Annotated in this window: 22 protein-coding genes; 11 read left to right on the top strand and 11 right to left on the bottom strand. The window is 37.6% G+C overall.

Annotation, left to right across the window (positions count from 1 at the left end; all coding sequences use genetic code 11):
- The first annotated feature begins 5 nt into the window (after positions 1-5).
- Entirely contained in the window at positions 6-221 is a 216-nt protein-coding gene (locus OSH00_RS15270; RefSeq protein ID WP_004824308.1) for a hypothetical protein, read from the top strand.
- 113 nt (positions 222-334) lie between these two features.
- On the opposite strand, the gene OSH00_RS15265 is transcribed toward OSH00_RS15270, so the two are convergent.
- A complete protein-coding gene (locus OSH00_RS15265) occupies positions 335-766 on the bottom strand; it encodes an OsmC family protein (protein ID WP_266131160.1) in 432 nt (143 codons plus the stop codon).
- A 309-nt stretch (positions 767-1075) separates the two neighbouring features.
- On the opposite strand from OSH00_RS15265, the gene OSH00_RS15260 reads away from it, so the two are divergent.
- The 3 genes from OSH00_RS15260 (at position 1076) to OSH00_RS15250 (ending at position 3673) form a co-directional block, all read left to right on the top strand.
- On the top strand, positions 1076-1660 hold the full coding sequence (locus OSH00_RS15260; protein ID WP_266131159.1) for a YceI family protein: 585 nt from the start codon (positions 1076-1078) through the stop codon (positions 1658-1660).
- 747 nt (positions 1661-2407) lie between these two features.
- Positions 2408-2839, top strand: a complete 432-nt coding sequence (locus OSH00_RS15255; RefSeq protein ID WP_266131158.1) for a hypothetical protein — start codon at positions 2408-2410, stop codon at positions 2837-2839.
- A gap of 153 nt (positions 2840-2992) precedes the next feature.
- Positions 2993-3673 (top strand): superoxide dismutase, encoded by a 681-nt coding sequence (locus OSH00_RS15250; RefSeq protein ID WP_277613844.1) that lies wholly within the window; start codon positions 2993-2995, stop codon positions 3671-3673.
- Between the two features lie 105 nt (positions 3674-3778).
- On the opposite strand, the gene OSH00_RS15245 is transcribed toward OSH00_RS15250, so the two are convergent.
- From OSH00_RS15245 to OSH00_RS15230, 4 genes are all read right to left on the bottom strand, one after another.
- On the bottom strand, positions 3779-3958 hold the full coding sequence (locus OSH00_RS15245; protein WP_266131157.1) for a hypothetical protein: 180 nt from the start codon (positions 3956-3958) through the stop codon (positions 3779-3781).
- Between the two features lie 474 nt (positions 3959-4432).
- Positions 4433-4705 carry a putative hemolysin gene (locus OSH00_RS15240; RefSeq protein WP_266131156.1) on the bottom strand — a complete coding sequence of 91 codons (273 nt, stop codon included), beginning with the start codon at positions 4703-4705 and terminating at the stop codon, positions 4433-4435.
- 200 nt (positions 4706-4905) lie between these two features.
- Positions 4906-5622 (bottom strand): glutamine amidotransferase, encoded by a 717-nt coding sequence (locus tag OSH00_RS15235; protein ID WP_266131155.1) that lies wholly within the window; start codon positions 5620-5622, stop codon positions 4906-4908.
- 67 nt (positions 5623-5689) lie between these two features.
- Entirely contained in the window at positions 5690-6256 is a 567-nt protein-coding gene (locus OSH00_RS15230; RefSeq protein ID WP_266131154.1) for a TetR/AcrR family transcriptional regulator, read from the bottom strand.
- Between the two features lie 89 nt (positions 6257-6345).
- Between OSH00_RS15230 and OSH00_RS15225 the strand changes: the two genes are divergently transcribed.
- Together OSH00_RS15225 and OSH00_RS15220 are read left to right on the top strand one after the other, a co-directional pair.
- The gene (locus OSH00_RS15225; protein WP_266131153.1) at positions 6346-7092 is read left to right on the top strand and encodes an SDR family oxidoreductase; all 747 of its coding nucleotides are present in this window, start codon (positions 6346-6348) and stop codon (positions 7090-7092) included.
- 74 nt (positions 7093-7166) lie between these two features.
- Complete coding sequence (locus OSH00_RS15220) at positions 7167-7760, top strand: 2-hydroxychromene-2-carboxylate isomerase (protein ID WP_266131152.1); 594 nt, start codon at positions 7167-7169, stop codon at positions 7758-7760.
- A 194-nt stretch (positions 7761-7954) separates the two neighbouring features.
- Here the strand turns inward: OSH00_RS15220 and OSH00_RS15215 are convergent, their stop codons facing one another.
- Positions 7955-8872 (bottom strand): AEC family transporter, encoded by a 918-nt coding sequence (locus OSH00_RS15215; RefSeq protein WP_266131151.1) that lies wholly within the window; start codon positions 8870-8872, stop codon positions 7955-7957.
- A 137-nt stretch (positions 8873-9009) separates the two neighbouring features.
- On the opposite strand from OSH00_RS15215, the gene OSH00_RS15210 reads away from it, so the two are divergent.
- Positions 9010-9882 carry a LysR family transcriptional regulator gene (locus OSH00_RS15210; RefSeq protein WP_266131261.1) on the top strand — a complete coding sequence of 291 codons (873 nt, stop codon included), beginning with the start codon at positions 9010-9012 and terminating at the stop codon, positions 9880-9882.
- A 561-nt stretch (positions 9883-10443) separates the two neighbouring features.
- The gene (locus OSH00_RS15205) at positions 10444-10782 is read left to right on the top strand and encodes an immunity protein Imm33 domain-containing protein (protein WP_266131150.1); all 339 of its coding nucleotides are present in this window, start codon (positions 10444-10446) and stop codon (positions 10780-10782) included.
- Between the two features lie 107 nt (positions 10783-10889).
- Here the strand turns inward: OSH00_RS15205 and exaC are convergent, their stop codons facing one another.
- Positions 10890-12401 carry an acetaldehyde dehydrogenase ExaC gene (gene exaC / locus OSH00_RS15200; protein WP_196077602.1) on the bottom strand — a complete coding sequence of 504 codons (1512 nt, stop codon included), beginning with the start codon at positions 12399-12401 and terminating at the stop codon, positions 10890-10892.
- Between the two features lie 358 nt (positions 12402-12759).
- Between exaC and OSH00_RS15195 the strand changes: the two genes are divergently transcribed.
- Positions 12760-13941 (top strand): sigma-54-dependent transcriptional regulator family protein, encoded by a 1182-nt coding sequence (locus tag OSH00_RS15195; protein ID WP_266131149.1) that lies wholly within the window; start codon positions 12760-12762, stop codon positions 13939-13941.
- A 58-nt stretch (positions 13942-13999) separates the two neighbouring features.
- Here OSH00_RS15195 and OSH00_RS15190 read toward each other — a convergent pair whose 3' ends face one another.
- The 3 genes from OSH00_RS15190 to mdh all read right to left on the bottom strand — a co-directional run bounded on the left by OSH00_RS15190 (position 14000) and on the right by mdh (position 17270).
- Positions 14000-14959, bottom strand: a complete 960-nt coding sequence (locus OSH00_RS15190; protein ID WP_266131148.1) for an alpha/beta hydrolase — start codon at positions 14957-14959, stop codon at positions 14000-14002.
- 92 nt (positions 14960-15051) lie between these two features.
- Positions 15052-15894, bottom strand: a complete 843-nt coding sequence (locus OSH00_RS15185) for an SDR family NAD(P)-dependent oxidoreductase (RefSeq protein ID WP_266131147.1) — start codon at positions 15892-15894, stop codon at positions 15052-15054.
- A 203-nt stretch (positions 15895-16097) separates the two neighbouring features.
- Complete coding sequence (gene mdh, locus OSH00_RS15180; RefSeq protein WP_005032094.1) at positions 16098-17270, bottom strand: iron-dependent methanol dehydrogenase; 1173 nt, start codon at positions 17268-17270, stop codon at positions 16098-16100.
- Between the two features lie 663 nt (positions 17271-17933).
- On the opposite strand from mdh, the gene OSH00_RS15175 reads away from it, so the two are divergent.
- A complete protein-coding gene (locus OSH00_RS15175; protein ID WP_266131146.1) occupies positions 17934-19052 on the top strand; it encodes an OmpW/AlkL family protein in 1119 nt (372 codons plus the stop codon).
- Between the two features lie 149 nt (positions 19053-19201).
- On the opposite strand, the gene OSH00_RS15170 is transcribed toward OSH00_RS15175, so the two are convergent.
- Entirely contained in the window at positions 19202-20740 is a 1539-nt protein-coding gene (locus OSH00_RS15170) for an acetyl-CoA C-acetyltransferase (RefSeq protein WP_266131145.1), read from the bottom strand.
- Positions 20741-20965: 225 nt separating this feature from the next.
- Here OSH00_RS15170 and OSH00_RS15165 point away from each other — a divergent pair, with 225 nt between their 5' ends.
- Positions 20966-22357 carry a 3-oxoacyl-ACP reductase gene (locus OSH00_RS15165; RefSeq protein ID WP_266131144.1) on the top strand — a complete coding sequence of 464 codons (1392 nt, stop codon included), beginning with the start codon at positions 20966-20968 and terminating at the stop codon, positions 22355-22357.
- Positions 22358-22504 lie beyond the last annotated feature (147 nt).

Below are 22504 nucleotides of genomic sequence, written 5' to 3'. Positions count from 1 at the left end.
AAAATATGAGCCTTTATGAGCAGATTAGTGATGAAATCACCTTGATGGATGCAGGTGAGCAAAAATGGATCGGACAGGATCTGCCACTTGAGTCTATGGTTGCAGTTGAGTTGCTGTTACAGGACTTTCAAGAAGACAAAATCATCAAGATTCGACGCAAGAACCATGAAAAGCATTCTGGCTTAAAACAGGTTGATCGTGTTTTGGTTGAAAAGCTCTAAAATTAAAAAGCCCCGAAAGGGGCTTTTGTTTGATATGGATGAAAATAAATCAATCTAAATACAGATCAGAGACAAAAGTTTTAACTTTGAGGTGACTTAATAAGACATCTTGTTTAATCCTCTTTTAGAGGATGTTGATCAAGGTCGAGCACAGTCTTAATCTGGATATTCGAGGTTAATAGTTTATGTACAGGGCAGCTTTCAGCAACTTTAAGTAAACGTTTATGTTGCTCTTCAGTGAAATCGCCTTTGAGTTGAATTGTTCGCCTAATATTGTTTTGACCGGCTGCAGGTTCATTTTCTGGATTTAATGCTAAATCAAGTTGGACATGTTCAATTTTCAACCCTTTATGCTTGGCATACATTTCCAATGTGATGACTGTACATGCGCCCAAAGCAGATAAGAGAATTTGAATGGGATTTGCTGCAGTATCCTGTCCTCCTTTATCATTCGGCTCATCGGCATACCAGATATGCCCTTGAGGGTTGGTTAAGGTGACCTGATAGGGAGTTTGTGTGCTGTGAGCTTGAGCAATGTTCGCCATAAAATTATTCATCATATAAAAATCATGATCTATAAATATAAAATTTTCACCTCATGATCCAGTGCAATTTATTTCTTTATGGATTTTAGCAACTTAATCGAGATGTGGATTTTTGATCGTTTGAAATGTCATTTTCTTATTAAATTTCGATAAAACAAAGCATTAATTGTGAATATAAGATTCAAGGTTATGCTTCGCGAGAGAATCATTTGAATCGTTGCATATATGCAACATATCGTATTATCAATAACAGTGAATTTGTATTTGAAGCGTATAGAATAATAGTCATTCGATAGCGAGATTAACAATATGAACTTTAAAGCATTAACATTAGCTTTGGCGGTAGCTTCAGTTGCAACTTTAAGTGTTGCAAAACCAGTTGATTACAAAATTGATCCAACGCATACAGCGACAGTTTTTACGTGGAATCACTTCGGTTTTTCAACCCCTTCAGCAAATTTTAGTGACATTCAGGGAACAATTTCGGTAGACAATGCAAAACCTGCCGACTCATCTGTCAACGTGACTATTCCATTATCAAGTTTAAATACCAACGTAAAAGCATTGGATGAACATTTAAAAAACCCTGATTTTTTTGATGCTGAAAAATATCCAAACATCACTTTTAAAAGTACCAAAGTTCAAGCTTTAGGTAAAAATAAATACAAAATCACAGGTAATCTTACCGTGAAAGATGTGACTAAACCTGTGGTATTAGACGCAGTTTTAAATAAGCAAGGTGAGCATCCAATGACCAAAGCACAGTCTATTGGTTTTAATGCGACAACTTCGTTTAATCGTTCAGCATTTGGTGTAGGCGCATATGTGCCAAATGTGGGTGATAAAATTACAGTAAATATCACCACTGAAGCTTCAATTCCAGCAAGCAAATAATGATCAACACTGGCTTACATTGACAGAGTTTGATGTAAGCCATTTTAAGTTCCTCGAATAAATAATCTGATTATTTTTAAAAAATTCAATATCAAAATACTTGACTCAAAATCAGAACTGTTTCATGCGCTTTTGAATATTGCGACGTGACGATTTATACAATGCTTTGCAAGGTCAATTACCAGCATAAGATTTCAAGCCATTTCAATAAAACTTTGATGATTCTATTCTTTTTAAAGAGCTGTGCGAATGAGCCATAAAAAATAGTCGTTCAACAGCATTCTATTTCAGAAACGCTCTACGCAAATATTATTTGTTCATTCAATCAATAATCAGGCATAGTTGAAATAACCAAATGAATTATTTTCATTTTTAGCTGAGTTTTTATAATTATTCTTCATACAGGAATTGAGTTAATATGGCATGGCGCAATGGACTTGCATATTTATAATATCTGATCATTAAAATAAGATATTGCGCATACCAACTTTAGCAAGTTGGTTTTTTTTCAATATAACTTTATACAGCATCAGCTGGAAAACAAAATTTTAAATGTCGTGTTTATTGGGGTTTAGTAAAAATTTACTGCAAAATAAATCTCTTATGCATAATTTTCAAAATCTGGATGAATTTATTGATTTTGTATTAGATTGTTATAGCAATATCTATTTTTAAATAGAAAGTTTAGTGTTTGGTTTTTATTCATCATTTTTTGAAATCAATTAAAAATGAAAAGGAAGATCGTCAATGTTCAGTCAGGCAAACGATATTTTAATGATCGCTGCATTATTTGATGCTGCAGCTGCAATCGCGCACTTGGCTTGTATTGCTATTGGTGGATCAGCTTTTCGGTTTTTAGGAGCGGGTGAACGTTTAGCACGTGAATTTGAAGCAGGTAAAATTCAACCTATTTTGGTGACCATTTTGATCGCTTTTATTCTTTTTTCATGGTCCGTTTTTGCACTTTCTGGTGCTGGGATGTTGGGGGTATTTCCATTCACTAAATGGATATTGATTGCAATTTCAATGGTATTGATTACGCGTGCTTTGGCATTTCCCTTATTAAAATCCTATTTCCCTGAAAATTCGATGAAGTTTTGGCTAATTTCATCAGGTATTTGTTTTGTGATGGGGATGGCACACTTATATGGTGTGATGACACAATGGGATCAATTATAAATCACAGGTGAGCGGGAAGCTTGAATCAAACCTTGATCCTCATCGCGAATCCTGAAGTTTGCTTTGATCAGGAATTTGCTTTTCGATTTGACAGGAAATGGAAAGGATTATATTTTGTAAATGATTTTAATTATCATTTAAGGTGTTAATCCAATGAATATGAAGTTAAAAATGGCAGTGCTTGCGGTTATTCTAGGATTCAGTTTCTCAGCAAATGCTGAGTTTAAGCAATTACCGTTACCTTATAGTGCGAACGCATTGGAGCCTGCAATAGATGTAACCACCATGGAAATTCACTATGGTAAACATCACAAAGCTTATGTTGATAATTTAAATGCGCAAATTAAGAATTATCCTGATCTGGATCAGCTCAGTATAGAGGCTGTTCAAGCTCAAATTTCAAAATACAATACAGCAGTGCGTAACAATGCTGGTGGGCATTTTAATCATACATTTTTTTGGGAAAGCTTATCTCCCACTGAATCTTCAGGAAAGCCTTCGACGAAATTATTAAAACAAATAAAAAAAGATTTCGGCTCTTTTGAAAATTTTCAGACTAAATTTAATGAGGCTGCAACAGGAAGATTCGGTTCAGGTTGGGCTTGGTTGATTGTGCAACCGAGTGGTAAATTGGCCGTGAGTTCTACAGCCAACCAAGATAATCCTTTGATGGATGTTACGGAAGTAAAAGGAACACCATTATTGGGATTGGATGTATGGGAACATGCTTATTATTTAAAATATCAAAACCGCAGGGCAGATTATACCAAAGCATTTTGGACTGTCGTGAATTGGAAAAAAGTCAGTGATCGTTATGCGCAGGCAATCAAATAATCGAGCATTGAAACCACTTTCGAGTGGTTTTTTAAAATCTTGGTATATAAAGCGCAGGGAAGATGAGAAATAAAATCATTTTTATTGAATAGATATATTGAACATCTAATGAAAAGGGTTGTAGCGATTCTTTCTAAGTTCTAAAAATGCTAATACAGTTGCTACAATCGCTAGAATCCCGACAGATAAGATGATGAGATCAGACAGATAAAGTCCAACAAGGATACCGAGCAAGGCAATAAGAAAAGATATGATCAAAATAACTTTGAGTAGGATATTGCTCATGAGACATTCCTCGCGTGGCAAGTATAATAAGGTTTAATTGATAATGATAATCAATAACAATATTTTACATTAATTCTAGATCTAATGAAATCTAAGCGAAAGATGTTAAGTGCATATGAATATGATCATTAAATCTACTCTTACACTGGGTTTACGTGGTATCTGAGCTAAAAACAACGCAGAATTTGTAAGTTTATTTTAGCAATAGTGCGTTCTTTTATTTAAGCTTATGTTTTAGCATCAGAGTTTTTAGATTTTATCTTTGGAAAAAATTATATATTTTCTAGCACTTTTGTTATGTAGAAGATGTATAAAAGTAAAAATCAATTGAAAATTATATTTTTAATCCCTTCAAGAATTTCATTTCCTTATTGAGATAATCACAACTGAAATATCATAGGGATAAGAAAAATAATGCCATTACAACAAGATATTGTCATGGCATTAAAACGTTAGGCATGCATTTACCGTTTGTTATGACTGTACTTTTGGGTCTTCTTGCTGTGCACTTCTAAATAACTCCCATTCTTCTACGACTTTGCCATCGGCTAAACGACAATATCCAACTTCATTACCACGTGAATCTTTCTTGACGATTGATGTACCGCCCACTTTATTACAGTAAACGCTGGCAGGATTTGTCATGCCAAGAGATTGAGGTTCCGGTGTTTTTTTTACTTCAGGTGTTGAACAAGCTGAAATCAGCATCGTGGTGAGCAAAGATGCTCCAATTAGTAATTTTTTCATTGCTACATGGATATAAGTTATGAAGTATAAATTATAAAACCATCAATTCGGCGCAATGTATTTAATATGTTATCTATTACGCACAAATTAGACATTCTTTATGGTTGCACATTCAAAGGTTTTAATATTGATTAAAGGTGAGTCATTTATTTGAGGCAAATATTGTTAATCCTAATATTTGCCTAAATTAATCAAGGAAATTATTGATCAAAGTTTTTGAGGTAATGCTCAATAACAAGAGGCGCTTGTAATTCTAAGTGAGGGGCATAAGTTTTATTATCTGCTCGCAATTGAGGAATATTTATACCTGCTTGACGCAGTTCACTGGTATGGCCAATCAACCATTTTTCCATGTATTCCGCAGCAACTTCCAGATGAAATTGTAAGGCAAGAATATTTTGCCCAACTCTGAAAGCTTGATTGGTATACACCGATGAGCTTGCAAGTAATTCAGCAGAGACGGGTAAGTCAAAACTATCCCCATGCCAGTGTAGAACTTCCTGATTAGCTAGCGGTAATAATGGATTGTTCTTTACCAAACTCAGTTTTAACCTGCTCCATCCAATTTCTTTTTGATGTCCTGGATACACTTTTGCCCCGAGTGCATGCGCAATTAATTGAGCACCTAAACAAATTCCAATAGTCGGGAGGTTTCTAGCGATACGTTGTTCAAGATACCTAATTTCATCATTTAAGAAAGGATAATCTTCAGTCTCATAAACCCCAATCGGTCCACCTAGAATAATGGTTAGTCCTTCAAACTCAAATGCGGGTTTTAAATTATCAACGCCTGCTTCAAAATAACGCACACGATAACCGAGTTCATAAAAAGTATCTTCGAGAGTTCCTAGATCTTCAAACGCTAAATGTTGGATGGCATAAATCGTTTTGGGAAGCGTTGTGTTAGAAGTAGCCATAATTTGACAGTGGATTAAGTAAGCGTAATGCTATTTATACCAGTTTATACATCCTTGAACACGCGGTTTATGCTTTAATTTGCAACATTGCCTGTATCATTTTTTTACTCGATTCTAAAATGATCAACTTGATCTCTTCATCCGCAATGCTACGCGCCATAAGAATCGCACCGACCAATTGACATAAAACAGCCCAAGCTTTTTCATCACTGGCTAAATGTTTAGAAAATAACGCATGCCCGCGTTGTAATTCTTTTTGATAGAGCTGTTTAATATCTTGGTCTGAACGGGAAATTTCAGTGGCTAAAGCAGGTAATATACAACCATACTCAGCATGCTCGACATGCGAAACTGAGAGGTATCGATTTAGTTCGAACTCTAGCCATTGTTCTGCTTGGTCGTATGGATTGTTTTGCCATTTTGCAATACTGTCTTTGAGCTCATTTTCCACAAGTGCCTTGAATAAATCCTGTTTAGACGAAAAGTGTGAATAGAATGCTCCGCTCGTTACGCCTGCAGCTTTCATGAATCCGTCTATACCGGTTGCAGCAAAGCCATTCTTTTTAGCGAGTTGCCCACTAACTTCAAGAAGTTGCTTCCTTTTTTCTGCTTTATATCCAGACTGGTATCGCATAATTTTACATCAATCTTTTCTTGACCTTGTTTTAAAACTATAACATAGTAATCGTTATAATAACGATCGTTATGTAAAGGGATGAGATTATGCAGGGTGATATTCAAGGACACAATAATAAAGTTGCATTGGTCATTGGTGCTGGAGATGCAACAGGAGGAGCAATAGCCAAGCGCTTTGCTCAGGGAGGGTATATCAGCTGTATGACACGCCGTAATGCTGAAAAACTAACATCCTTGATTGAAGAGATTGAAGCAACTGGTGGTCGTGCATATGGCTTTGCCTCAGACGCTCGCAAAGAGGAACAGGTTGTTCAATTGATTGAAGATATTGAAAATAATATTGGAAAAATCGAAGTTCTGGTTTTTAATATTGGGGCAAATGTACCATGCAGTATTCTCGAAGAAACAGCACGTAAATATTTTAAAATTTGGGAAATGGCATGTTTTGCGGCTTTTTTAACTGGGCGTGAAGTTGCGAAGCGTATGGTCACACGACAACAAGGAACCATTATATTTACCGGTGCAACTGCAGGGTTGCGAGGAGCTGCATATTTTTCAGCATTTGCTGGGGCAAAGCATGCCCTTCGGGCACTTTCACAAAGTATGGCTCGTGAGCTGGGTCCGCATAATATTCATGTGGCACATGTTGTAGTAGACGGTGCAATCGATACTGACTTTATTAAAAATTCTTTCCCGCAAATTTATGAAAAGAGAGATCAGGATGGTATCTTGAATCCAGAACATATCGCAGAGAATTATTGGCATATTGCCCAGCAACCAAGAGACTCATGGACCCATGAATTGGATTTAAGACCTTGGATTGAGAAATGGTAAGTAACTTTCTAAAAGAAAGTTTAATTCAGAGATTTTTAGAATAATAAGCCGAGTTGGCTAGAGGATGACAGAATATGAAACAGATTGAATTTTATTTTGATCTAGGAAGCCCATACAGCTATCTTGGTTTTTATCAGATTCAGAAAATTGCAAAACAGCATCAAGCACAAATGGTTTGGAAACCCATATTACTCGGCGGGGTATTTAAAGCAACTGGAAATAATAGTCCCATGACTGTCCCTGCCAAAGCCCGCTATTCAATGGTTGATATGCAGCGTTGGTCAAATTTATGGGATATTTCAATCCAAATGAATCCATATTTTCCTATAAATACGCTGAATTTGATGCGAATAATTACCGCGGTTCAGCTTTATCGCCCTGAATGTTTTTTAACAGTACTGAATGCTTTGTTTGATGCTATGTTTGGGCATCCGCAAAATTTAAATGATATGGATATATTAACGAGCTTGATTGAATCACTTGGCTTTAGTGCCGAACAGATGCAAATCTGGCTATCCGATGATCAAGTTAAACTGCAGTTAAAGCAGATGACTGAAGAGGCGATTGAACGAGGTGTGTTTGGTGCACCCACGTGGTTTGTAGGCAATGAAATGTTTTGGGGGGTGGATCATCTGCATTTTGTGGAAATGGAATTGAATAAATCATGAGATGATTTTTATGATTGATAAATGTATCGTTATTGACGAAGTAACAAGACCGTTTGGATGTATGATAAAGGGTGTCGTTATATAGCCACTGCACTTTTTATCATTTATTCAGCAGATTTCAGAATATCTTGTACACGTGACAAGTTTATTTTCAATATTTACTTGAGCAACATTTCTCATCCATGATTCAAGCTTCAATAATAAAAATGTTGTAACAATCCAAGAATCAGCGCTAGAGTAAATACAGACAATACAGTTTGCATACTGATGGTTGCCGCCATCAGTTGGTAATCGCCATTTAATAATTTGGTTAAAATATAAGCGGATGACGCGGTTGGAATTGAAAAGAAAATCATGATGGCAACCACTGCTGAGGCATCTAAAGCAAATAATTGCATCATGATAAATGCGAGGAGTGGAATAAGCAGTAATCTGATTAGGCTAATCACCAGTGATTTTTTCAGATAATGCTTGAGCGTTGTAAATTGTATTGCGGTTCCCACACATAACAGCCCTAGCATTAGACTACTGCTGGAAAAGGCGCTGAGTAAATTTGTAAAACCTGACCAAATTGGAATATGCAGTAAGTTAAATGCCATGCCAAGAATGCATGAGCTAATCAATGGATTTTTAATCAAAGAAAAAAAGATAGCTTTAATGTTTAACTGATTTTTAGGGCTTAATGAAAGAATGGAAATTACATTGACCGCAGGAATTGCGATCGCAAGAATGTTGACCAATATACTTTTGATTTCCGGATTGTCCAGACTTGTCGCAATAGATAATCCTAAGTAGGTATTAAAACGAATCAAGCTTTGCATGTATACACCAATCTGTGCTGCGGGTGCTTGCGTTAATCCTGCAAAAAGATAGACACTGCCAACGATCAGCACCATCACTAAAAAAATCATGCCCAGAATACTGTGCAGATGTCCCATATTCATATCAGCATTGGCCAGAGCGCTAAATAACAAGGCTGGAAATAAAATATAGTAATTGAGCTTTTCTGCACCATTCCAGAATTTTTCATCAAGCATGCCAGATTGGAATAGATAAAAACCCAAACCAATTAATGCAATAGATGGAAACAGAATTTGAATCATTTGCAACATGATGAATGCTCTATACAAAATTGGTCAAACGAGTAATTTTGGGACGTGTTTAAGCGAGGCTTGTATAACTTAAGATAAAGAATATGACTTATGCCTATTCATGGTAAAATGAGTTTTTACTCATGGATAGAGTCGCCATGACATTTACTCAACTCAGCATCTTTGCCATGCTGGCTGAACAAAAAAGTTTTACGGTGGCTGCACAATGTTTGCACATCACCCAGTCTGCAATTTCCCATGCAATCAAAGGCCTGGAGCAAGAATGGGCTGTTACTCTGTTTTATCGCAATCATAATGAAGTTGAGCTGACTGAAGTTGGAATCAGGCTTTTGGTGCATGTCAAAGAAATTCTCAATATTTCAAATCTTTTAAAGCAAGAAATCTCTGATATACATGGTTTTCATTCAGGCACATTGAGAATTGGGTCTTTTGGTGCATCTTCTTCTAATGTACTCATTCCCTTGATACTGGAAAAATTCAGTTTCCAGTTTCCCAATATTGAAGTCTTTATCAAAGAGGGCACAGACAAAGACATTTCACAATGGATTCATGACCGCACAATCGATGTAGGCTTTGTGGTATTGCCAGAAGAGCGTTTTGATACTTTTCCTGTCATTGAGGATATTTTTATTGCACTTATTCCCAAGTCTAACCCATTGGCCCAACACAGTGCTGTGAGATTAAATGAATTGGTCGAATATCCTTTTTTGATGACTTCAGCGGGTAGCCAGAATCATGTGACAGAGATGTTTAGAAAAGCAAATTTAAGTCCAAAAATTAAAAGCTATTTTTCGCAAATTTTAACCATCATTAATATGGTAAATAATAATGCTGGCGTATCCATTGTGGCAGATATGGCATTGAACAAGGATTTGATGACCCTTTTCCCCAATGTACAAAAAATGCCGTTGTCTCCCAACATAAAGCGATCCATAGGTTTGGCTGTAAAGAATAAAAAGCAGATCACTCCAATTGCACAGGCATTTATTGATATTGCACAAACAGTTTAAGGCGTTATTGAAAGTAACAATCTCTTTGGATGTTTCGCAAAACAGGTAGAAAATATGATGGCTCAATTATTCTATAAATTACTAGAACAACCCAAAAAAGCGTTTATATTTTGCCTCGTTGTTGCCAATCTGTGTTTGTGGGCAATTGGTTCGATCAAAAGTTTTGAGGTCTTGTGGGTACTAGGTTTTCTATTTTTTACCGCATTTTCTGCATTTTTCATGTCTTTAGCATTGAGCGATATCGTGGAAAAGAAGTTCAGTCATAAAATCTACTTTCAATTGTTCTTTTATGGGTTGTTTATAGTTCTATATTTAACTTTGAATAGATATAAACTGCTGTGGGATCAGAGCTTTTATGCACAGCGAATAGCCATGTTTTGGCTTGTATTTCTAACCATGTTGTTGATGTTGAATTTAAGAGCTACACTCGGCTATAGTTTTGAAGTCATAAAAATATTGTGGCGGAAATATAGGTAAACTGCTGAATAAATCTATCATGAACTGATTGTTTTTATTGGTAAAACAGTGAGTGTTGATATTGGGTGTTATGGGTTTTGATCGATGCATTTGGAAGATTTACAAAAGCAAATTTGTGAAAAATATAATTCAAAATATATCCCGCTTGATGGCAGGGAAATGGTGGCTTTTGCCATGCAAAGTTTAGGTCAACAACCAATTTATGCAGTCCGTATCTATCTCGAAAAAGAAGAAAATGTATCTTGGTTCATCCATTGTGGAGAATATTCTTCAGCATCTGATTTTTATCAAGCGATGCATGTATCCCATCTACAAGAATACCTACCTAAAATTTTACCTTATTTGGCGCTTGAACAAGGCTTTCACGTTATTATTGATAAACATGGCTATGAAGATGTCTGGTTAAATCCTATAGTAGAATAAAAATCTGAACGGGTTATTAAAGATAAAACCATACTTAAACATTTAAATCATTCAAGCAAAAAAGCGAACCGTAGTTCGCTTTTTATGGATTAAAATCAAGTAAGAACTTAGAAGAAGCCCATTGCTTTTGTTGAGTAGCTGACCAATAAATTTTTGGTCTGCTGATAGTGATCTAACATCATCTTGTGATTTTCACGACCAATACCTGACTTTTTATAACCACCAAATGCTGCATGCGCAGGGTAGATATGGTAACAGTTGGTCCATACACGACCAGCTTCAATCGCGCGACCCGCGCGGTAAGATGTATGTGCAGAACGTGACCATACACCGGCACCTAAACCATACATCGTATCGTTGGCAATTTTGATTGCTTCATCATAATCTTTAAACGTTGCGACAGACAAGACTGGTCCAAAAATTTCTTCTTGGAAAATTTTCATGCTGTTGTCGCCTTTAAAAATCGTTGGTTCAATATAGAAACCTTGCCCAACTTCTTGGCGATCGCTACCGCCTGTAAGCAGTTGCGCACCTTCAGCACGACCAGTCGCGATACAACCCAGAATTTTATTGTGTTGCTCTTCAGAAGCTTGCGCTCCAATCATGGTATCTGTATCGAGAGGGTGACCCGTCTTGATGCGTTTTACCCGTTCTACCGCCAACTCCAAGAATTTATCGGCGATACTTTCCTGAACCAGTGCACGAGATGGACAAGTACACACTTCACCTTGGTTCAATGCAAACATTGCAAAACCTTCAAGTGCTTTGTCTAAATAGTCATCATCTTTATCCATCACATCTTCAAAGAAAAGGTTTGGAGATTTACCGCCAAGTTCAAGCGTAACAGGAATAATATTTTCGGTTGCATATTGCATAATCATCTGTCCAACAGCTGTCGAACCTGTAAATGCAATTTTAGCAATGCGTGGATTGGTTGCGAGTGGGCGACCTACTTCAACACCATAACCATTGACGATATTCAGTACCCCTGGCGGTAGAATGTCTTGGATCAGTTCAGCAACGACTAAAATACTTGATGGCGTTTGTTCAGCAGGTTTTAAAACCACACAGTTACCTGCTGCAAGGGCAGGTGCAAGCTTCCATGCAGCCATGAGAATAGGGAAATTCCATGGAATAATTTGGCCTACTACCCCTAAAGGCTCGTGAAAATGATAGGCAATCGTATCTTCATCAATCTCGGATATGCCTCCTTCCTGAGCACGTAAACACCCTGCAAAATAGCGGAAGTGGTCAATGGCCAAAGGAATATCCGCAGCAAGTGTTTCGCGAATTGGTTTACCATTTTCCCATGTTTCAGCAACTGCCAGTAACTCTAAATTTTGTTCTAGACGATCTGCAATTTTTAATAGCAAATTAGAACGTGTTGTTGGAGAGGCTTTGTTCCATGATGCTTTCGCTTTATGCGCAGCATCTAAGGCAAGTTCGATATCTTCAGCAGAAGATCGTGGAATTTTAGTAAAAGCTTTACCGTCAACGGGTGAGATATTGTCAAAGTATTGGCCTTTGACAGGCGCTACCCATTTGCCATCAATAAAGTTTTCATATTGAGCTTTAAACTGAACCTTTGAACCAGGTTGATTTGGATCGACATAACGCATAAGAGTATCCCTTTACTTATTTTCATGATCTTTCATGATTTACTGGATATTGCATGTATCAACAGTGATTGTTTACATGATAGCTTGAGCATAGAGAGTCAAAGGTAGGAGAAAGGTTGGATGAAAATACCGGGATATTTGCGCTATGATTTAATTTTTGAAAGTATTTTCTTGTTTGTTGAAAAGCAGCTAAATATTGACAAAAAAAGATTTTATTCTAACGCTTTGGTATGAGTTGTGTTGACCAAAGTGAATGTAAAGTTGATAGTGTGCTAGAGTGATTTATAAGCAGTTCCGTTGGATAAAAATAACAGTAGGGAATAGGTATTTTTGGACAAATTACAGAGGAATGTAGCGTATGTTAAGCCAACAAGAGTTAGCACATAAACGAAGTTTAATTGAACAGTTACGTCAAAGTAGTAGTTTGTCATTAAAACATGCTGATCAACTGGGACAGAGTATTTTGAGTTCATGGCAGCGTTCCAATTCAGCTGCAATCCCTAAAGATCGAGAAGCTGCACCTTTGATGAGTGTTAAGCAAGATCGTAAAACTGTATTGGAAAGAGCGATTGAACATTGCAGTGATGAATTGACGCATATTGCGGAACAATCTGCAATGGTGGCTGCTGTGGGAGATATCGGTAGTACAATCATATGGTCAGCTGCAAGTGGTCAAATGCGTAATGCAGCAGAACGTGTGCATTTTATTGCGGGTGGGCAGTGGCGAGAGGATTTGGTTGGAACGAATGCTTTGGCGCTTTCATTAAAAACCCAGCAATCGAGCTGTGTTTTTTCCAATGAACATTTTATGTCTTCTGTGCATGATTGGGTATGCTATGCATCACCGATTATCGATCCATATTCCAAGCAAGTTTTAGGGGTGATTGATCTTTCAACAACATGGAACTATCACAACAGTTTAGGTTTACTGGCTGCTGAACGTTGCGCTTCAATTATTCAATCCGCATTACTTGAATTCCAGCAACAACATTTATTCATTCGCGCTTTTGCTGTGCCGCAAGTTTTATTCAACGGTAAGATTGTGGTCTTGACGCCACGTCAAATCGAGATTTTGACTATACTCGCGCTATGCCCTCAGGGAATGAATTTAGAAAATTTACATCAAGCCTTATATGGTGAACGTAAAGTCAGTGTGGGCACATTGAAAGCAGAAATGTCTCAACTGCGTGATATTTTAGGGGGGATGTTAGGATCGCGACCGTATCGACTGCTGGCTCATGTTGAAGCTGACTTCTTGCAGGCTGAAAATGCATTGGATGCAGGCTATATTGAATCTGCATTAAAATTATGCAAAGGTGTGTTTTTAGCGAAGACAGAAAGTCCCTTTTTATCTGCATGGCGAGATTGTCTGGAATCACGATTGAGTGAAGCGATCTTTAAGGCAAATGAAACAGATGTATTATTGAAACACTTAGCACACTTCCCCGAGGCAATAGATGCTGTTGAGCGCTTGATCGAGTTAACACCCGTCGGGCACCCAGCCCATCAGATGCTCATGAAATATAAAGATGAGCATTGATTGGCAAGATCTGAGTGCATAATGATACAAAATGGTTGATTGAACCCATTCAGATTAGTTATGTTTTTTGTGCGAGCCATGCAAAAAGTTGTTGATAGACTTGTGCTCTTACTGGTGGTGCAGATAAAACTAAATCATGTAAACCGTTCTGTATCGTCATCACGTTCACATCGCCCTGAATTTTGTTGGCATATTTGATGATGTCTTTTACTTGTAAAATGACATCTGTGGATTGTGCATCCTGATTGAATTTTTTGGGATAGGTGGTTTTATGCGAATGCATAATTAGGCTCGGTATATTGAGTTTTACACCCTGATGAATTTCTTTTTGTGCTTCAAAAATCGCATGGACAAAGCTTAAATACACTTTTGGATAAGTTTTCTTTTTCCACTCTAAACTAAAGTTCCATTCGCCCTGTAAATCTTGATGTAAACTCGTGACGTACCATTTATTTAATTCACTTGGAAATTTTAAATTGGGTAAGTGTTTACCCAATGCACTGAGTCTTGGTAACGCTAATTTCTTTTTCCAAGAGGGCATATTGAAATCATAAAATGGACTATTACACCATAAAGTATGAAGAAGCGGATGTTCTGGATTATGTGCGGCATACAAGGTTGCAATCAGTCCACCTGTAGAATGTCCTGCCAAGACAATCTCTGTATGACCCTCTTGCCCAATTATTTCTAATGCTTGAGTAATTTCTTCATCATATTCATTTAGATTAAGGACGTAGTAATATTTTTGATGGGGCAGATGAGAGCGACCATATTTTCTTAAATCAAGCGCATAAAAGTCATAACCATGTTGGTTGAATTGTTCGGCCATCTCTGTTTGAAAGAAATAGTCAATAAAGCCGTGAATATACAGTACAGCTTTCTGTGTGGATCGAGATGTTTGCTTGCGAACTAAAGTTGCGGTAACTTTCCCTTCATAATCATCAGGAAAATTTAAAGTCAGTTGTTCATAACCTAGACCAAGACTATCTGCTCGGTATTGTGGAATTTGAGTGGTCATGGTGAATTCCTGTATATTTATTTAATTAGAGCCTGTTAACACTTCATAGATGCTTAGATGAAATGTCAACAGACTTTTATAAAAACCCAAAATTACAGATAATCTTTTACAAGATTATAAGAGACATCATACAGTTTTTGAGCAAGTTGCATATTTTTCGCTTTTGCTGAACGAAAAGCAGGCGTTTGTAAACTCACATATTCACCATTACGTTTTGACCATGATGGATCAAAAGCCATTTTTTTGATTAATTCAGCAGGCTTTGAAGGGGGAATAAGTCCGAGCTTGATGATGGTATATTGCCATTTCGGCAGTTGGCGATAAATTTCTGAGTCAACACCACCGGGATGTAGTGCATTGCTGGTGACATTGGTTCCTTGTAGCTGTTGAGCAAGCATATTGCTGAATAATAAATTAGCAAGTTTGCTGTTTGCGTAACTCAACACACCATTGTATTTTTTAATTTGATCAGCTTTAAAAATTTCAGGTTTGATATTGCCCAGTACATGCATCATAGACGCTAAATTGATGATGCGCCCTTGTTCTGACTTTTGAACATGCGGAAGTAGTTTAAGTGTCCATAAGAATGGACCGAGAAAATTCACACCGATCTGCTTTTCAAATCCATCTTCCGTTGCTTCAAGCTGCGGTGTCATCATACCTGCATTATTTACCAATATATCTATTTTGGAATATTTGGATATAATTTCATTCGCTGCTGCATTGATTTGCTCCAGACTATTCAAATCAAGGGTAATATGATCGACTTGACCTGTGCCAAATGATTGTAAGTATTGTTGAGCTGTTTGAGCTTTTTCTGGATTACGACAGGCAAGAATAACGTGATGACCTTCTCTGACAAATGTTTCTGCAGTTGCGAGCCCAATCCCTGTATTTGCACCAGTGATGATGATGGTTTTGATTGTTGTTGTCATTGCTGAAATAATCCGCTTATGTTTTAAGCATCATAGACAGGGTTGTTGATCTTATCAATATTTATGACAATCAGTATTGTCATATTTAGGTTAATTTTAAAAAAGAGATAAAAAAAGGAATATCGTCGAAACAATATTCCAGAACACAACATGGGCTAACAAAAAAACCGCTAGCTAAAGTAGTAAAGTGAAATGTAAATGAATTACATTGCTGATTCGAAGATCGCAATCACTTGAGCATCAGTTGCTTTACGTGGATTTGTTAACATACAGGCATCTTTTTGAGCATTTGATGTCATCACAGCATGATCTTCAGCTTTAACCCCCAGTTCTGCTAAACCAGATGGAATACCAATGGATGCTGATAATTCACGGATTGCATCAATTGCCGCAAAAGCAGCTTCTGTGGTGGTTAATCCGTCTGTATTCACACCCATTAACTGTGCAATTTTTGCATAACGATCAGGGCAGGCAATTAAGTTAAATTCACAGACGTGTGGCAATAAAATCGCATTACATACGCCGTGCGGAAGGTTATAAAAACCGCCAAGTTGATGTGCCATTGCATGTACATAACCGAGTGAGGCATTGTTGAAAGCCATACCCGCTAAATATTGTGCATATGCCATTGCATCGCGTGCTTCGATATTTTCACCATTCGCTACCGCAGGACGCAACCATTCACTGATCATTGAAATGGCTTTTTCTGCACAGGCATCTGTAATTGGGTTTGCAGCAGTGGATACATAAGCCTCTACAGCATGGGTCAGTGCATCCATCCCAGTTGCTGCTGTTAAAGCAGCAGGCTTTGCAATCATCAGTTTAGGGTCATCAATTGCAACAAGTGGGGTACAACGCCAGTCGACAATTGCCATTTTAACGTGGGTATCTGTGTTGGTAATAATACAGAAACGAGTCATTTCAGAAGCTGTCCCGGCTGTTGTATTAATTGCAACAAGCGGAGTCATCGGTACTTTACTTTGATCAATCCCTTCATAATCACGGATATGACCACCACCAGCTGTAACTAGACCAATCCCTTTTGCACAATCATGAGATGAACCACCACCAAGTGAAACAATAAAATCACAACCGTTTTCATTATATTCATTCACACCATTGTGAACGTTAATATCTGTAGGATTTGGTTCTGCGCCTGGGAATACGTGACTTTCTACACCTGCTTCCTTGAGATATCCAACAATAATGTCAGCAACGCCAAATTTGAATAAGCCTGCATCAGTAACGATGAGCGCTTTCTTTGCCCCTAAATTTTGTGCTTTTGTACCGACTTCTTTGGCACAGCCAGGTCCAAAAAGTGATACGCAAGGGATATAAAAACCGTTAGTCTGATCTGCAATATTTTTAAAAGCCATGGTGCGATTCCTTCTACCATTGTTATTTCATGTTTCCAATAGGTGTTGTTCACCTTGAGATTGAGTATCAATATTGCAGACCGGATTGCATACCTACTAAATACCTACCAAACATACAACTGTCTTTTTTCTAAATAAAATGATGATTTATATGATTTAAAAATAAGATATAAAGTTTTTCTTTATAATCCCACAGACCCAAGTTAGATGGTTTGAATCAAAACAAGCCAAAATGATCAAAAAACAATTTTATTTGGCATTTTTTGTTTTGACAGATGATGAAACGTCAAAAAGTTGAATATTTTTACAGCAAAGAATGAAATCTATAAAAAATCATTAAATTCTCACTTTTTGATAATGTGCTTAATTTGTATAAAGTGAAATTTTATGTGAGAAATTTAATATTTTTATTTTAATCTATTTATTATTAAATAGACTTTTTAAATATTATATAATTGTTAATTTTTGCTAAATGTTATAAATAAAATATTGTTTTATATTGGATATAAATAATTAGTTTAAAATTAAATTTAATTTAAAAAGATTTTATATCAATTATTGTGAATGCTATTGATCAGAATTTAAACCATAAATGTAGTTTTTTATGTATGTTTTTTTAAGCAGATTGCCAAGGTTGGGTAATCTCAATTTTAAGGATAAAAAATGAAAAAAATATCAGCTTTAAAAAGAATAGCTATTGCAAGTTCATTATTCGCTATCGCCAGTTTGAGCTCTGCACAGGAATACAAACGTTTTTCAGTATCTGCAGGTTGGTTGCATGTCATGCCGCAAGGCAAAGCCAATCCATTTAATATTGATACCCGTGTTAAAAATGGTACCAATGCAACCGTGGGCAGTATTTCAACAACAAGTTTTTTAAACTCAGTTGATCCGAATGCAATGGGGAAAGACGTAGGCGGAATTCCATTTAATCAGAAAGAGGTTTTAACTGAATTTCTTAATGATGATTTTATGAAGACGCTGTTAACTGATGGTAAGGGGAATATTTTGCCAGAGGTCGCTGGTAGTGCAAATATTCATGGTCTAGAGCATTGGCAGTCAGCAGGCACAGGATTGGAAGCTGATGATGTCGATACCTTGGGATTAACACTGAATTATTATATTAATGACAATGTCTCACTACAATTGATTGGAGGAATTCCGCCTAAAGTCGATATCAAAGGTAAAGGAGAAATCTTTGCACCAATGACGGGTTTGGCAACTTCACCCAGTGATCTGGTTGGGATCTTATTCCCAGATGGTATCGATTTAAATCAGGCAATACCAATTACTAATTTAGGCAATAAATCTAAAGCCGCGTCAGTTCGTGCTTGGACACCAGCAGTTGAAGCACAATATCAATTTGGACAAACAGGAGTAAATAAACTACGCCCATATATTGGTGTGGGATTGATGTACTCACGTTTTACAGATATTAAATTAAACCATCAGATTAACAATGATTTAATTGCAGCTGGACATATGATTCAGAATGTGATGGATGGAAAGGCAGGCGCAGCTTTGGATGGCAAACCATCCAGTGCGAATCCTTATGTTCGGGTCAAAACAACAGATGCAATAGCGCCTATTGTGAGCTTAGGTGCAACGTATGATATTGACAGCAATTGGTTCGGGATCGCTTCTGTGTCCTATGCTAAATTGAATAATCAAGCGAAAATAGATGTAATTGATGCCAATACAGGCAATCGTTTAATCCATTCAAAAACCAAAGTAGATATTGACCCCTTAATTACCTATCTCGGGATTGGTTATCGTTTCTAAAATCAACATTACTTTCCCTAAGAGTAGTGAAGGTTTTAAATGGTTGGCTTCGGCTAACCATTTTTTATGGGCTAGAAAAGATGAACATTAAAAAAGCATCCATTTCGGATGCTTTTAAAAATTTGACTGTATTTTAAGATGAATCGAATTTATTTTTCTACAATCGCCGTTACACCTTGACCACCGGCAGCACAGATTGAAATCAATACACGGCCTGAGCCTTTTTGGTTAATCAGTTTTGCAGCAGTTGCTAAAATACGGCCACCAGTTGCAGCAAATGGATGTCCAGCAGCTAAAGAAGAACCTTTGACATTGAGTTTGCTACGATCGATTGAACCCAATGGTGCATCTAAACCTAAGCGCTCTTTACAGAATTTTGGATCTTCCCATGCTTTTAATGTTGAAAGCACTTGTGATGCAAAAGCTTCATGGATTTCATAGTAATCGAAGTCTTGAAGTTTAATGCCAGCACGATCTAACATTCGTGGAACGGCATAAGCAGGCGCCATCAATAAACCTTCTTTTTTGCCAACAAAATCAACAGCAGCGGTTTCGCTGAATGTTAGATATGCAAGGACTTCATGCCCATTGGCTTTTGCCCATTCTTCTGAAGCTAAAAGTACTACGGAAGCACCATCTGTAAGTGGGGTAGAGTTACCTGCAGTCATAGTTGCCGCATCACCTTTACCAAATACAGGCTTGAGCTTAGCTAATTTTTCAACTGAAGAGTCTGGGCGTAAGTTATTGTCTTTGTCTAATCCCATAAACGGCGTGATGAGATCGTCAAAAAAACCTTCTTCATAGGCTTTCGCCATTTTTTGATGTGAAGATGCTGCAAGTTCATCCTGAGCTTCACGAGGAATTCCCCATTCCAAAGCAGTGATTGCCTGATGATCGCCCATAGATAAACCTGTACGTGGTTCACCATTTTTTGGCGCGTCCATCAAATCTTTAACATTGATTTTTGCCAATGCTTTGAGACGGTCTTTACCCGTTTTAGCAATGTTGAGCTCAAGCAATGCTTTACGTAGACCATCTCCAAATGCGATTGGTGCATCAGATGTGGTATCTACACCACCAGCAACGCCAACTTCGATTTGACCCAATGCAATTTTATTGGCAACCAAAAAAGCAGCTTGTAAGCCAGTACCGCATGCTTGCTGAATATCATAAGCTGGAGTTTCAGGAGCGAGCTGTGTATTGAGTACACATTCACGTGTCATGTTAAAATCACGGCTATGTTTTAAAACAGCACCAGCGACAACCTCACCTAAGCGTTGCCCCTGTAAGTTGAAACGTTCAACCAAGCCGTTTAGGGCAGCTGTCAGCATATCCATGTTTGAAGCGCGGAAATATGGACCATTTGAACGTGCAAAAGGAATGCGGTTACCACCGATGATTGCGACTCGACGTACAGTGTTTTGACTCATAGTTTTGTCCTGTTGACCAGAAGTTTGAGTTTTGGTAGATAATGATGTGGCTGCTTTTTTTGTCGTTGATGCAGCGCTTTTACTGCGCGAAGCTGTAGTTGCAGCACGAGTCGGTTTTTTTGTCGTGCTTGCTGCAGTTGCTGCGACAGAAGCTGTGTTTGAAGTCTTGCTGGTACGAGTACGAGCTTTTGATGTATTTGACACAGATTCTGTTGCAGGATTTTCAACATTTGAATTGTCTTGAGTTGTTTTGCTCATAAGGCTTTTCCAAGCATGTTCGCAATATTCTTAAGGCTTACATTAACATATTCACGGGTGACTCGAATTGACTAAAATGACATTTGCATATTCTTTCAGGTCAAGTCATCATTTTGGCAACTCAAGTATGATTTAACAGAAACTTATGGATCATGGATATTACACTGAAGTTAAAAGATAACTTATGATCTATACAAAATTAATTTGAGATGAGAGATAACAAACATGTCTGACCAATACCAAGCATTTGCAAAATCTCCAATTGGTAAATTTGTCATTAAGAATCTGGGCTTACCTTCACCAATACAATTAGAGCGCTTTGAATCTGCGACGCCTGTGGTAAAAGGTGCTGTGTTGTTTGGTGCAGCACCAAAAGGACATTTTACAAGTGAAATCGCTCAGGTTTTAAGTAATATCCATGCCAATACATACGCAGGGAATAATGCTGAGCTACAGCAAGCTGCTGCAAAATCAGGCTTGAATGTAGGCGCTTTTAATGAAGGCGACAAAGAGTCTAAGTTTAAAGCAGTCGTATTCGATGCATCTGGTATTCAAAACTCAGAGCAATTACAAGAATTACACAAATTTTTTAACCCTGTTGCCCGTCAAATCGCCACTTCTGGTCGTGTGATTGTGATTGGTTTAACGCCTGAAACTGCACCGACAATTAAACAAGCAATTGCACAACGTGCATTAGAAGGTTTTGTTAAGTCAGTGGGTAAGGAATTTAAAAAGGGCATCGCGGCTGATCTTATTCTGGTTGATGCAGATGCTGCACAAAACTTGGAGTCGGCTTTACGTTTTGCCATTTCTCCACGTTCAGCTTATGTTTCTGGACAAGTAATTCGTGTTTCTAAAGGTGATCTTGTTGATGTGGATTGGGCAAAACCACTAGCAGGTAAAACAGCGCTGGTTACTGGTGCAAGTCGTGGTATTGGTGAAGCAATTGCACATGTATTGGCACGTGATGGTGCGCATGTGATTTGTTTGGATGTACCGCCACAACAGGCAGATCTAGACCGAGTTGCTGGTGAAATCGGTGGTTCGACTTTAGCCATTGATATCACAGCTGCAGACGCTGGTGAAAAAATCAAAGCAGCCGCAGCTCAGTACGGTGGTTTAGATATTATTGTTCATAATGCCGGTATTACACGAGATAAAACTTTGGCAAATATGAAACAAGAGATGTGGGATCTTGTCATTAATATCAATCTTTCAGCTGCTGAACGTATTAACGATTATTTATTGTCCAATGATGGCTTAAATGCCAATGGTCGTATTATCTGTGTATCTTCAATATCGGGTATTGCAGGTAACCTTGGTCAAACCAACTATGCCGCTTCTAAAGCCGGTGTGATTGGTTTGGTTAAATTTACGGCACCTATACTTAAAAACGGCATTACCATTAATGCTGTTGCACCTGGTTTTATTGAAACTCAGATGACAGCTGCGATTCCATTTGCAATCCGCGAAGCAGGTCGCCGTATGAACTCAATGAGCCAAGGTGGTTTACCAATTGATGTTGCTGAAACTATTGCGCTATTTGCATCTTCAGCTTCTACTGGATTAAACGGAAATATCGTACGTGTTTGTGGTCAAAGCTTATTGGGTGCATAATCCATAGGGCAATGTCCTGTTTTAATGTGCAGGAAATGAGAGGTATGATGGATTGAAGCCAATCAGCCTCTCATTCAATCCTGTATAAAAAACTGCATTTTCTAAATGAATGATTCGTGATTTCCAACGTTTATGTTGGATTTTTTA

It is taken from the genome of Acinetobacter nematophilus (genome assembly GCF_026344175.1).
Classification (GTDB): domain Bacteria; phylum Pseudomonadota; class Gammaproteobacteria; order Pseudomonadales; family Moraxellaceae; genus Acinetobacter; species Acinetobacter nematophilus.
Note: the sequence above shows the minus strand (reverse complement) of the source record. Positions and strands in the feature narration are given on the sequence as shown.